Genomic DNA, 12013 nt, shown 5'->3' on the forward strand with positions numbered 1-12013 from the left:
CTCTCTTAGAATGATAATGATAATCAAAACAACCTCAGTCCAAAATGTTACACAAACGTTATAAGCAAATTGTCCTAACGATAACGTTGGGGTTAATCGGCTGTAATTCAACTCCTACTCCGACAGGACAAGAGACAACATCACAACCCGCAGGCGATCGCCCATCGGTAATTGCCACCACAAGCGTGTTATGTGATATGACACAACAGGTTGCGGCTGAAACCATTGATTTAACGTGTCTAGTTGCAGCAGGAGAAGACCCCCATTTGTATCAACCTACACCTGAAGACCGCAAAGCGATCGACCAAGCCGATTTAATTTTATATGGTGGTTACGATTTTGAACCAGCTTTAATCAAATTAATTGAAGCGACGAGTAATCCTGCACCTAAAGTTGCCGTACACGAAGTTGCGGTTTTACAACCAATTATGGCAGAACCGCACAGCCACGACCACGACCACTCACATGTGTCGGAGGAAACTGCACCCGATCCTCATGTATGGCACAGCGCTCAAAATGGTATCCGCATGGTAGAAACTATTCGCGATAACCTAGAGCAAGTCGCACCAAATCACGCCTCACTCTACAACAGTAACGTCCAACTCATTACGAGCGAACTCGCTCAAATCGATGCATGGATTAAATCACAAATTGCGACAATTCCGCCCCAGAATCGTAAGTTAGTAACTACTCACGATGCCATGAATTACTTTGCTCAAGCATATGGTATTCCCATAGAAGGAACACTTAGAGGTATTAGTACAGAAGAAGCGCCTACGGCTGCTAGAGTCAGTGAACTTGTCAAAGATATTCGACAATCAAGCGTACCCACAATCTTTGCAGAAGCAACGATCAATCCGAGGTTAATTCAAACTGTTGCTAGAGAAGCTAATGTACAAGTGTCTGAACGTAAGCTTTTTGCCGATGGCTTAGGAGAACCAGGAACCGATGCGGATACCTACCAAAACAAGCTCATTGCCAATACTCGTACTATTGTCGAAGGGCTAGGAGGTCACTATACTCCGCCCCAAGTAGCTAGCTTAAATTAATTTGAGTTGGGAACGTGGTATGGTAACTCTTATTAACTCACTCCTAATATTCTCACAATGATCTATCAAGTGCGATTAGTAAATCCTGATATGGCACTTGACTGCACGATTTTGGTTCCTGAAGATCAATATATTCTTGATATAGCAGAAGAAGCGGGGATTCGTTTACCTGCGGGTTGTCATCAAGGAAACTGTTCCGCCTGTGTTGCCAAAATCATTAGTGGAGAAGTCGATCAAAGCGAACAGAGATTTTTACAACCCGCAGAAATTGCAGCAGGCTACACGCTTACTTGCGTAGCCTATCCACTCTCAGATTGTACTTTACAAACGCATCAAGAAAAAGTTTTATACCATTCTTCTTTGTATTATTCTACTAAGCAAAGCGGATAATTAGGAGTAGCAGTAATATAAGAAAACTTTCAACTAATAATTAATGGTTAGATTTAAATATTCTTCACTGATTGATACACCTGTAGAAGTCGTTTGGAATTTTTACGAGCGTCCTGATATACTCAATCTTCTTACTCCGCCTTGGCAACCAATTCAAGTAATAAGTCACGAAGAAGGATTAGATGTAGGAGCAACAACCGAATTCAATATATTTTTGGGTCTTATTCCCCTACGATGGGTAACGATTCACACTGAATACAGTAGATACCATTTCTTTACAGACGAACAGCGTGAAGGACCACTTAAATATTGGAAACATCGTCATCAGTTTACAGCAGAAGCTCATAAAACTTTGCTAACTGATGATATCGATTTTAGCTTACCTGGTGGATTTTTAACAGATTTCTTTGCTAGTTGGTTAGTGATGATGCAACTCGATCAAGTATTTCGCTATCGCCACGAAGTTACACAACGAGAATGTCGAGTTCATCATTAAACTTATTAGTAGTTAAGTATGAGCAAATAAAAACAATAAAAACAAAACCTCAATTTTCTTTACTCAGCATTCTCTGTGCCTCTGTGGTTCGTAAAAGTATAAACTTTGTTTCCATCAAGTAAGAAACTCTACACTCAAACTAAATCAAACTAAATCAGAACAAAAAAAGAATTTGCTAGACTTGAGAATAGTCAATCAACCCATTGAAGGACGCTGCACCGATGACGCTCTCCATGCATCCCAGTACCTTACTGCTAACCAGGGAACTACCAAACCTGCAATATAGCTCAACACGCGATCGCTTCGATGAAACTTGGGAAGCACCATTATCGACTCTTTTAGGCTTAGGGCGTGCAGCAGGGGCTGATTTTGTTGAATTTTTCTTAGAGCGAGTCAACTATATCAACTGTCTAGCCGAAGACGACACGATTACCAGCATTTCTCCACGACTATCGACAGGTGCAGGCGTCCGAGTTTTTCGCGGTAAAGCCGATTGCTACGTCAGCACCAACGATTTATCATTTACAGGACTCAAAGCCGCTTTAGAAAAAGGCTTATCGATCTTAGGATTACAACTTCCTGCACCTAACGGTTATGTTCCAGAAATTAACCTAGAACTTTTGCGCGACTACGCCACCAAAAAAGGTAAAGAGTCTTGGCTTGCAGGATGCAGTTCCATGCGCGAAATGGGTGAAATCCTCCTCGACGCTAATGCGCAGTTAAAACAAAAAGCAACTCACGTACAATCAAGACGTGCAGTGTATTTCCGTGATTGGCAAGAAGTTTTAGTTGCAGCGAGTGATGGAACTTTCGCTAGAGACATCCGCCTGACACAATCTGTAGGTTATAACCTTTTGTGTGCCGATGGGGCAAATCGTTCATCGATTAGTAAGCGCGTTGGAAGCACCAGCGAACCCGACTTCTTAAGAAGTTGGAACTATCAAACTGATGCTGAAGAAGTCGCCGAATCGGCTGGAAAAATGCTTTACGCCGACTATGTAGAATCCGGTAATTACCCCATCATCATGGCAAACGAGTTTGGGGGCGTGATCTTCCACGAAGCTTGCGGACACTTACTAGAAACCACCCAAATTGAGCGGAAAACAACTCCATTTGCAGATAAGAAAGGCGAAAAAATTGCCCATGAAAGCCTGACAGCTTGGGATGAAGGGCTTTCTCAAGATGCCTTTGGGACGATTGACATGGACGATGAAGGAATGCCAGCGCAAAGAACATTGTTGATCGAAAACGGCATTTTGAAGAATTTTATCAGCGATCGCACCGGTTCAATGCGTACCGGACACCCTCGCACTGGTAGCGGACGCCGCCAAAACTACACATATGCAGCTGCATCAAGGATGCGTAACACGTACATCGCACCAGGAAACTACACCAACGAAGACTTATTTGCCTCGATCGACAAAGGGATATACTGCAAGAAAATGGGCGGTGGTAGCGTTGGTCCTACAGGACAATTTAACTTCGCTGTCGATGAAGCTTACCTGATTGAAAACGGCAAAATTACCAAACCCCTCAAAGGCGCTACCTTAATTGGTGACGCGCAAGAGATTATGAACAAAATTTCGATGTGTTCGCAAGACTTAGGACTCGCAGCAGGATTCTGCGGTTCGGTTAGCGGTAGTGTTTACGTTACCGTAGGTCAACCCCACATCAAAGTTGATTCGATTACTGTCGGTGGAAGATAGATTGATTATGCCTAATATTGATGAACTTGCAGGATATACGCAAGCAAGTGCAGAACGCCTGGGGATAAAAAAATTTGATATTTATGGTTCATCCGTTGACGAAACCAGCGTTCAAGTTGATAGCGGTGAACCCAAACAAGTCAAAGCCTCGAATCGTTCCAGTGTCATTGTACGCGTCTGGAATAAAGATAATACCGTTGGAGTAACCAGCACTACTGATGTTGATCGTGATGGTATTGATTTAGCTTTAAAAACAGCTTATGAAGCAAGTTTCTTTGGAGTCAAAGAAAATGTCCCTGACTTTAGCCCTGAAGCTACTGCTGAACTGAAAGCCGATACCGAAGCAACAGCCCCCCAAGCACCAGTTTCACAACTCATTGACACTTTGATTGAAGCTGAAAAAAAACTCTTACAAGCGCATCCTGCAATCAAAGGCGTACCGTATAACGGCTTATCTCAAAGAGATTTTAGCCGCTTCTACCTGAATAGTAACGGCGCAATGCGTAATGAAGCGCGTTCCTATACATCAATTTATCTTTACACCAAGACCGAACAAGAAGGCAAAAAACCTCGTAGTGCTGGCGCTTTTCGGATTAATCGTAGTTTAGAACAAATTGATTTACAAGGTTGCGTACAAGAAGCAGCAGAGAAGACAATTAGCCATTTGGATTACGAAAAAATTAAATCAGGCAAATATCGCGTTGTTTTCTCACCAGAAGCTTTTTTAAGTTTATTAGGTGCTTTTTCTAATCTTTTTAATGCCCAAAATATCTTAGATAAGCAAAGTCTTTCTACACCAGAATCTTTAGGCAAACAAATTGCTTCACCTTTACTTTCAGTGTGTGATGATGCGTTGCATCCTGAGAATATTGCCGCAGAAACTTTTGATGGTGAAGGAACACCAACGCGACGAATTGCCTTAATTACTAATGGAGTTTTAAGCAATTTTATCCATAGTGCAGGTACAGCAAAACGGTTTAATACTCAACCTACAGGTCATGCAAATATTGGTGCAAAAGTTAGTGTAAGTTCGCATTTTTATCACGTATTTCCTGGGGAAAATGCATCGCAAGAATATAGTTTAGATAGTGCGGAAAATATCATTTTTATTGATGACGTGCAAGCGCTTCATGCAGGTGTTAAAGCGTTACAAGGTTCTTTTTCTCTTCCGTTTGACGGTTGGATAGTCAACAACGGTAAAAAAACAAGTATTGAGTCTGCAACGGTAGCAGGAGATTTTCTAGAATTATTGCAGTCAATCGTTTTTGTCGAGCAAGAACCTGAATTAACACCAACAGGAGTTTGTCCAAAAATTTGGGTTGATAATCTTTCAATTACTGGTGAGTAAAGTAATACCTGTTTTCAGTCTATTTAGTATCAGTAGTGCAATTTGGTTCTATATCTTCTAAATCTCGCAATTCTCGGTAGGCGAAGCCGCCACAGCCAACTAGTAATAAACAGATGGCGGTGATAACATACAAAACTGCCATCCCAGAACCAGAACTACTGCTAAAGATACCACCTAGGATAGTTGCTATTCCTCTATGTGACATGGCGGGTTCAAATACTCGCTCTGCTAAAGGATCAGCAATAAAAATTGCGATCGCCGACACAATTTGTAAAATTAAAGCATTCGCGGCAAATACCCGCCCTTGTATCTCTGGAGCCACGTTTGCCATCCAAAGTGCCGTTTCATCACTACTCAGCAGTGGGAAATTTAACGAGGAGCAAAATTGTGCAGGAATCCACACAAACATTGTACGCCCTAAGCCAAAGACAGTTTTACTCTAACCCTGCCCCAATAAATCCTAGCAGCATGCCATCAATACGCCGCTGAGGATCACCCCAAACACTGATAATAAATGCACCTGTGACGCCTCCAACCCCAGCAGATGCCGCAACACTGCCTAAAACTTGAGCACTACTATCGGTACGTGCGAGAATCATCGGGTCGTAAAAGGCTCCTCCAAGGTCATGCGCAAACCAAAATAGGGCAGTTGTCACCAATAAAGCACTAAACCTCGGTGATTCCAGATAAAGCGCCGTCCAAAAGTCAGAGTCTCTAAAACTTGCTGATTGGCATCAGGACGCGATGGCTGGGGGATATTAACAGCAACCAATGTGGCGATCGCTACGGTAAAAGTTGTTAAATCAATTAAGAGAATACATAACAGTCCAACTACAGGATAAAGACTACCAGCCAACGCCGGAGCAAAGCTCGCAGAACCATAGTGTACGATCAAACCCATAGCGCGGATATAGTGCTGTTGTGGCACAATTATTGCAATCGAGGTTGAGTAGGCAAGCTGCTGACATTTGCCCAAAACTACCATTAACCGCACTTGTTAAGTAAAGATGCCATATTTGTAAGTTATCAGTAAGATACAGTAGCAATTGCATCTCCTAAGAGCATCAACCGCTTACGATTGAAGCAATCGACAATGATGCCTGCAAACAGAGTAATCTGAATGCGTGGTAATTGCGAAAAAAGCCGACAAGTGCCAATGCTGTCGCTGAACTTGTCAGTTTCCCAGCCCAAATTATCAGGGCAAACTCGGTCATATAACTGCCGATGGTAAAGACAAGTTGACCAAACCAAACAATGGTAAAGGTACGCACAGGGTAATATTATGTTGGAGAGGAATCGTTCAACGGTTATCAAGAATTTAGGAACTAGAGAATGCAATTTTTAATCGGTAACGCAAGTGATATCAATTGACGTTCAAGTGTCTCAAGTTATCAAAGCCAAGCAAGTTATCGGTATTTTAAATAACTTTGAATAGGATAAAAGTATCGTCTTGTAGCAACAATCTTGCCTCTAGTTAATAAATTGCTAACTCTTACAACGATTGTGCTGGTTCAAAATTCTGACATGGGTTAATTCGGAATGATCGCTTATGAAGTAATGTTTTAAATGCTACATTTATGGTGAATTTTTCAGTATTTATACTGAAAAATATTTAGATGCATATTTTCCCCAACTTACCCCTACTGTCTAAAAAATTGAGGAATCAGGGAGCGATCGCGGATGGACGCAGAAGAAGCACCACGCTTATTGGATAAACTTTTGCAACAGTAAAGACTGACTGACGTGCAGGAACTTAGACTCCGCCTGACATGGCAAAAATTAACCTATGCAGAGATGGCAGAAAGAACTAATTATGAACCTGATTACATAAAGTTCGTTGGCTTTCAATTGTGGCAGCTACTTTCAACAGCACTAGGAGAGAAAGTAACCAAGAGTAATTTTAAGTCGGTTTTAAGACGAAAAGCAGAAAAATTTAAGATATTAAGATAGTAGATGATTCTACATATCATCAAGTAAAACAAGCGATTAGTCCTGAAAATCATCCCCAAGCGATCGCACGCAAATACCAAGACTGGCAAAAAGCAATCGACGTTGCTGGATTCTACGGGCGCACTCCAGAAGGAGAAATGATTTGTCGTTTTTATTTGGTGAAACGGTATCAGGGGTTCGAAATCAGGGAATTCTCGCAGCGAAAGTATATGTTGGTAGTGCCAGAATTCTTGACACACAGCGATAATAGCTATTATCCATTACCAATTACCAGCCTTAATTTAGATAACTTGTCTAGCCATTATTACGCAATTAATATTTAAGTCGTTTTTGGCGATAGTTGGCGACAGATTCGACAATGCCGATCGCAATGAAGTTAGTAAGTAATGCAGATCGTCCATAACTCAACCACGGTAGAGGAATTCCGGTGACAGGTGCAAGACCAATCGTCATCGCAATATTAACGATCGCCTGAAAAACGATCATCGATAACACACCAATCGCCAATAAAGAGCCAAAGTTGTCTTTAGCAGTTTGTGCAATAACGACTAAGCGCAAACAAATCAACCAAAAGACAAACAACACCGCTAAACCACCGACAAAGCCGAGTTCTTCGCCAATCGCCGAGAAAATAAAATCGGTGTGTTGTTCTGGGACGAAGTTAAGCTGCGTTTGCGTTCCTTGATATAAACCTTGTCCCCACAATTCACCTGCGCCGATCGCAATTCGCGATTGAATGAGATGGTAGCCGCCGCCAAGCGGATCTTTTTCTGGATTGAGGAACAAAATCAAGCGATTTTTTTGGTAGTCTTGCAACAATCCCCAAAGAATGAAACCTAATTGACCCGCCGCAAAATTAACGGCGATCGCACCCAACGCCCCTAACCATCGCCAGGGTAAAGTTCGCCACGCAATAAAACTCATTGTTGCAGTCCAGGCGAACCATGCAGGTAGATAAATGTTAAATAAAATGACAGCAATAATTGGAGAAACAAGTAAAATTAACCAACCAGGGTTGGCATTTCCCCAATAAAGCATTCCCAGTGTAATTGCACCGAAAACAAGCGATGTGCCTAAATCAGGTTGAATGAATACCAACAACCAAGGAACCGCAGTCACAGCTAAAGCTCGGATGACGGATGGAATGGTTGCGGCGGTGCGTGAGTGCAAAAGTGCGGCTAAGGTGATAACGACGCCAATTTTAGCGAATTCTGACGGCTGGACATTAAAGCCACCAATACCGATCCAACGCTGCGCACCTTTAGCGGTTGTACCGATGAAAATGACAATTAGGAGCGAGATATTCGTCAGTGTATAAATGACCCAGTGCCATTGAAGCAAGTTTTCGTAGCGACAACGCGCGATGAATAATGCTAGCACAAGACCAATACCACCAATAAGCCAGTGCTGCCACCAATCGGTCAATCCCTGATTCAATTCAGCGCTGCGAATCATGATTCCACCAAACACAGTTAAACCGGCAACGGCAATCAGTAATATCCAATCGACTTGTTGCCATGGTGCTAGTAGATATTTCCAGCGTAGGGATGATAAGATTCGCAACATTAGAAGAGGACACAGGTCAGGGTTTAAAAGATAGAAACTTGAGTAAGTTGAGCGGGTAGGCGTGCTAACTTCTGACTCACGTTCCCTTATTTCTAAGTTAAAGCTGCGACAGAGACTTTACCAGCAATACTGAGGGCGATCGCTTTTAAGGCTTTGGCAGAGGCGGAATCAGGGTCTGCAACCACAATTGGAACGCCGCGATCGCCACCTTGACGTAAGGTTATTTCTAGCGGTACGCATCCGAGTAACGGTACGCCAAGTTCCGCAGCAGTTTTTTCGCCACCACCCGAACCAAAAATGTCATACTGCTTATCTGGCATATCTGGAGGGATGAAGTAACTCATATTTTCGACAATGCCCAATACAGGAACTTGCATTTGCTGAAACATCCGCAAGCCTTTACGCGCATCAAGTAGCGCTACAGTTTGTGGTGTCGTGACAATGACTGCACCCGCCATAGGAACTGCTTGCGTCAGCGTTAATTGTGCATCGCCTGTCCCTGGAGGCATATCAACAATGAGATAATCTAAATTTCCCCACTCAACTTGATACAAAAATTGGCGAATAATACCATTCAGCATGGGTCCGCGCCAAATTACAGGTTGATCGCGATCAATCAAAAATCCCATCGATACCAATTTCACGCCATGATTGAACGCCGGTTCTAGTACTTCACCTTGTTTACCTTGCCGTACCATGACTTGACTGTCCCCAAGTCCTAGCATCGTTGGTGCATTCGGTCCGTAAATATCGGCATCGAGTAACCCAACTTTTGCTCCTGTTTGGGCAAGTGCAACTGCGACATTCACAGCAACAGTACTTTTTCCGACTCCTCCTTTACCACTAGACACTGCCAAAATATTTTTGACACCAGCAATTCCAGCACGGTCAGGTAGGCTTTTTTGTTGTGGCGTTTCGGCGGTTACATCAACAGAAACATCGGTTATACCTGGTAACTGCTTCACAGCTTTCTGACAGTCTTCTACGATAAATTCTCGCAACGGACAAGCTGGAGTCGTTAACACTAAGGTGAAGCTGACCTTGCCATCGTCAATCTTGACGTTGCGAATCATGTTCAGTTCCACCAAGCTTTTGCGAAGTTCGGGATCTTGTACGGGGCGCAAAACTTCTAAAACAGAACTGGAGTTGAGTATTTCTGACATGGTTGGTTCACTCTCAAGCAAGGCGCAACTGTGGCAAAAAAAATTGCCCCTGCCTAAATCTTAACGGGCAAGTGCTGTCCTGAGTGAGCGACTAGAGACAAGAAGCGAGAGACGACAACCGATAGATAAGGCACGTTGTGAGGATTTAGGATAGATGATTTAATTTATTGATACTTAGCTTTGATAGAGCTTATGTTTTTTTGGCTTAGCAAGCACATTTGCGTTAGCTTAAAAATCAAAACATCTGTCATTTAGAGGCTTCGGTTCGGTTGAGAGTGCAGTGTTTGCTGCTTGTTCCGCCGCTGCTGCTAAAGCCGCTGCAACTTTTGCTGCACGAGGTCGAATTAAAGACCAGATCAAAGGTGACAACCACCCATTTAATGTTACTGAGTAGGAAACACAGGTACCGCACACCGTTGACTCTACACGGTAAATGACGCGTTCTTCTATCCCTGGAATTGATAACACGCGCACGCTCATCATTTCTCCAGGATGCACGCGTTCGACAAAAATCCGAATCGGAATTGGACCTAAGCGCGTCACTGCTTGGAAAATTAAACCTGGTTTGGGTATTAATCCGTTCGGAACATTGGTGCTAGTAAGCAAAGGATGCCAAGAGACATCTGCCAAATTGACGACTTTTTGCCAAAGTTCATCCACCGAGGCTGAACTGATTTCTCGATATGTTCGTACTAAAGAACACTGAAACCGGCGACCTCTATGGTGAATAATTTTGGACAAGCAGCCTAGCATCTTTCTAATCCTCCTGTCTGTAGCGTGCCAAAACTGAATTTGTTTGTTGGCGATCGCTACCGATTTTGAGCGCTCAATGTAGCCTATTTTTTTAGCCTACTTCGCTAAAATCTAGTACGTTTGTTGCAAAATTTCAATTCCTGCTATCTTTAAGGATTGTTACTACATTCTTCGCGCAATTTATTTGTCAAACTCTCAGATAATATTCAGTTTTTGTCTTCCCTCAAATGATAGAAATTGATGAAAGTCACAACGAGTCAATTAAGTGTCGTCAGAATGTAGGCAATGCGTTGTAGGTAATCATTACTATAGGCGACAACAGCTAGTAAACTAACATCACAATCAGAATCTGGAAAGAATTGTTGCATTTTAAAATTGAAGGTACAGAACAAGGCACAATTGTTATTTGTGCCACAGTTGAGCAATGTAATAGCAAACACTTTTATTGACTCAGCCTGACACAAGTCTGGAAATATTGCTTTTAAGAAATTTAAGTTGACTTATGACGACTGCTTTAAATCCTCAGATAACCTCCTCCCAATCTCCACCACCAGAAGATGCTAAAGTTCGAGTTAAGCAGCTGATGCAGAATCTGCAAGATAAAATCTGTCAGGAATTAGAGCAACTCGACGGTGTCGGTAAGTTTCGCCAAGATGCTTGGGAACGCGAAGAAGGTGGCGGCGGGCGATCGCGTGTGATGCGCGATGGCGCAGTTTTTGAACAAGGCGGAGTTAATTTTTCTGAGGTTTGGGGAACGCATTTACCCCCCTCGATTTTGGCACAGCGTCCCGAAGCATCTGGACATCAATGGTTTGCAACAGGAACTTCGTTAGTTTTGCATCCGCGCAATCCTTATATTCCAACAGTTCACTTAAACTATCGTTACTTTGAAGCAGGTCCAGTTTGGTGGTTTGGCGGTGGTGCAGACTTAACACCTTACTACCCGTTTGCAGAAGATGCAGCACATTTTCATACCACACTCAAGCAAGCCTGCGATGCACATCACAAAGAATATTATCCAACCTTTAAGCGCTGGTGTGACGAATATTTTTACCTCAAGCACCGTCAAGAAACTCGTGGCGTCGGTGGTATATTTTTTGACTACCAAGATGGTCAAGGACAGTTGTATCGCGGTCCTTTGCCCGATGGTGCAGCAGCAGCATATAGTAACTTGCTAGGCGATTTACCACAACGCAATTGGGAAGATTTGTTTACTTTTGTACGTGATTGCGGTGATGCTTTCGTACCAGCATATGCACCAATTGTCAAGCGCCGGAAAGACATAGAGTATGGTGATCGCGAACGTCATTTTCAGCTATATCGTCGCGGTCGGTATGTAGAGTTTAATTTAGTTTACGACCGAGGCACGATTTTCGGTCTACAAACGAACGGACGCACCGAGTCAATTTTAATGTCGCTACCGCCTTTGGTACGTTGGGAATACTGCTACGAACCCGAACCGAATACGCCCGAAGCGGAGTTGTATGAAATATTCCTAAAGCCTCAAGATTGGGCAAATTGGAAAAATCAGGGATGATCCCGCAAGAGAAGCTGGGGAAGAAATTTTTACGATTGCGGCATTACGTGTGTTG

14 protein-coding genes are annotated in these 12013 nt (G+C 43.0%); 7 read left to right on the top strand and 7 right to left on the bottom strand.

Annotated elements, in window-relative coordinates; genetic code table 11:
* The first annotated feature begins 44 nt into the window (after positions 1–44).
* The 5 genes from NIES1031_RS01180 (at position 45) to NIES1031_RS01200 (ending at position 4989) form a co-directional block, all read left to right on the top strand.
* Positions 45–1049: a metal ABC transporter solute-binding protein, Zn/Mn family gene (locus NIES1031_RS01180; RefSeq protein WP_073547712.1), complete on the top strand. Its 1005-nt coding sequence runs from the start codon at positions 45–47 to the stop codon at positions 1047–1049.
* A gap of 57 nt (positions 1050–1106) precedes the next feature.
* Positions 1107–1439, top strand: a complete 333-nt coding sequence (locus NIES1031_RS01185; RefSeq protein ID WP_073547713.1) for a 2Fe-2S iron-sulfur cluster-binding protein — start codon at positions 1107–1109, stop codon at positions 1437–1439.
* A gap of 43 nt (positions 1440–1482) precedes the next feature.
* Positions 1483–1935 (top strand): SRPBCC family protein, encoded by a 453-nt coding sequence (locus NIES1031_RS01190; protein WP_073547714.1) that lies wholly within the window; start codon positions 1483–1485, stop codon positions 1933–1935.
* 221 nt (positions 1936–2156) lie between these two features.
* Positions 2157–3641 (top strand): TldD/PmbA family protein, encoded by a 1485-nt coding sequence (locus NIES1031_RS01195; protein ID WP_407919476.1) that lies wholly within the window; start codon positions 2157–2159, stop codon positions 3639–3641.
* Positions 3642–3648: 7 nt separating this feature from the next.
* Positions 3649–4989 (top strand): TldD/PmbA family protein, encoded by a 1341-nt coding sequence (locus NIES1031_RS01200; RefSeq protein WP_073547831.1) that lies wholly within the window; start codon positions 3649–3651, stop codon positions 4987–4989.
* 19 nt (positions 4990–5008) lie between these two features.
* Here the strand turns inward: NIES1031_RS01200 and NIES1031_RS25340 are convergent, their stop codons facing one another.
* The 4 genes from NIES1031_RS25340 to NIES1031_RS25355 all read right to left on the bottom strand — a co-directional run bounded on the left by NIES1031_RS25340 (position 5009) and on the right by NIES1031_RS25355 (position 6240).
* On the bottom strand, positions 5009–5398 hold the full coding sequence (locus NIES1031_RS25340; protein WP_236738670.1) for a hypothetical protein: 390 nt from the start codon (positions 5396–5398) through the stop codon (positions 5009–5011).
* 25 nt (positions 5399–5423) lie between these two features.
* Positions 5424–5645, bottom strand: a complete 222-nt coding sequence (locus NIES1031_RS25345; RefSeq protein WP_236738671.1) for a hypothetical protein — start codon at positions 5643–5645, stop codon at positions 5424–5426.
* Entirely contained in the window at positions 5642–5917 is a 276-nt protein-coding gene (locus NIES1031_RS25350; RefSeq protein ID WP_236738672.1) for a hypothetical protein, read from the bottom strand. The genes NIES1031_RS25345 and NIES1031_RS25350 overlap by 4 nt, the downstream gene beginning before the upstream one ends.
* A gap of 98 nt (positions 5918–6015) precedes the next feature.
* Positions 6016–6240 carry a hypothetical protein gene (locus NIES1031_RS25355; RefSeq protein ID WP_236738673.1) on the bottom strand — a complete coding sequence of 75 codons (225 nt, stop codon included), beginning with the start codon at positions 6238–6240 and terminating at the stop codon, positions 6016–6018.
* 492 nt (positions 6241–6732) lie between these two features.
* On the opposite strand from NIES1031_RS25355, the gene NIES1031_RS26565 reads away from it, so the two are divergent.
* Entirely contained in the window at positions 6733–6939 is a 207-nt protein-coding gene (locus tag NIES1031_RS26565) for a helix-turn-helix domain-containing protein (protein ID WP_073547716.1), read from the top strand.
* A gap of 312 nt (positions 6940–7251) precedes the next feature.
* Here NIES1031_RS26565 and rodA read toward each other — a convergent pair whose 3' ends face one another.
* From rodA to NIES1031_RS01225, 3 genes are all read right to left on the bottom strand, one after another.
* Positions 7252–8505 carry a rod shape-determining protein RodA gene (rodA, locus tag NIES1031_RS01215; protein WP_073547717.1) on the bottom strand — a complete coding sequence of 418 codons (1254 nt, stop codon included), beginning with the start codon at positions 8503–8505 and terminating at the stop codon, positions 7252–7254.
* 92 nt (positions 8506–8597) lie between these two features.
* Positions 8598–9668, bottom strand: a complete 1071-nt coding sequence (locus NIES1031_RS01220; RefSeq protein ID WP_073547718.1) for an Mrp/NBP35 family ATP-binding protein — start codon at positions 9666–9668, stop codon at positions 8598–8600.
* A gap of 228 nt (positions 9669–9896) precedes the next feature.
* The gene (locus NIES1031_RS01225; RefSeq protein ID WP_073547719.1) at positions 9897–10421 is read right to left on the bottom strand and encodes a polyketide cyclase / dehydrase and lipid transport; all 525 of its coding nucleotides are present in this window, start codon (positions 10419–10421) and stop codon (positions 9897–9899) included.
* Positions 10422–10923: 502 nt separating this feature from the next.
* On the opposite strand from NIES1031_RS01225, the gene hemF reads away from it, so the two are divergent.
* Positions 10924–11958 (top strand): oxygen-dependent coproporphyrinogen oxidase, encoded by a 1035-nt coding sequence (gene hemF, locus NIES1031_RS01230; protein ID WP_073547720.1) that lies wholly within the window; start codon positions 10924–10926, stop codon positions 11956–11958.
* The last annotated feature ends 55 nt before the right edge of the window (positions 11959–12013 follow it).

The organism is Chroogloeocystis siderophila 5.2 s.c.1, from assembly GCF_001904655.1.
Classification (GTDB): domain Bacteria; phylum Cyanobacteriota; class Cyanobacteriia; order Cyanobacteriales; family Chroococcidiopsidaceae; genus Chroogloeocystis; species Chroogloeocystis siderophila.

Coding starts and splice junctions, on each gene's coding strand:
- NIES1031_RS25340 (WP_236738670.1), bottom strand. CDS start 5,398: ATGTTTGTGTGGATTCCTGCACAATTTTGCTCCTCGTTAAATTTCCCA.
- NIES1031_RS01225 (WP_073547719.1), bottom strand. CDS start 10,421: ATGCTAGGCTGCTTGTCCAAAATTATTCACCATAGAGGTCGCCGGTTT.
- NIES1031_RS01190 (WP_073547714.1), top strand. CDS start 1,483: ATGGTTAGATTTAAATATTCTTCACTGATTGATACACCTGTAGAAGTC.
- NIES1031_RS01195 (WP_407919476.1), top strand. CDS start 2,157: ATGACGCTCTCCATGCATCCCAGTACCTTACTGCTAACCAGGGAACTA.
- NIES1031_RS01185 (WP_073547713.1), top strand. CDS start 1,107: ATGATCTATCAAGTGCGATTAGTAAATCCTGATATGGCACTTGACTGC.
- NIES1031_RS01200 (WP_073547831.1), top strand. CDS start 3,649: ATGCCTAATATTGATGAACTTGCAGGATATACGCAAGCAAGTGCAGAA.
- hemF (WP_073547720.1), top strand. CDS start 10,924: ATGACGACTGCTTTAAATCCTCAGATAACCTCCTCCCAATCTCCACCA.
- rodA (WP_073547717.1), bottom strand. CDS start 8,505: ATGTTGCGAATCTTATCATCCCTACGCTGGAAATATCTACTAGCACCA.
- NIES1031_RS01180 (WP_073547712.1), top strand. CDS start 45: ATGTTACACAAACGTTATAAGCAAATTGTCCTAACGATAACGTTGGGG.
- NIES1031_RS01220 (WP_073547718.1), bottom strand. CDS start 9,668: ATGTCAGAAATACTCAACTCCAGTTCTGTTTTAGAAGTTTTGCGCCCC.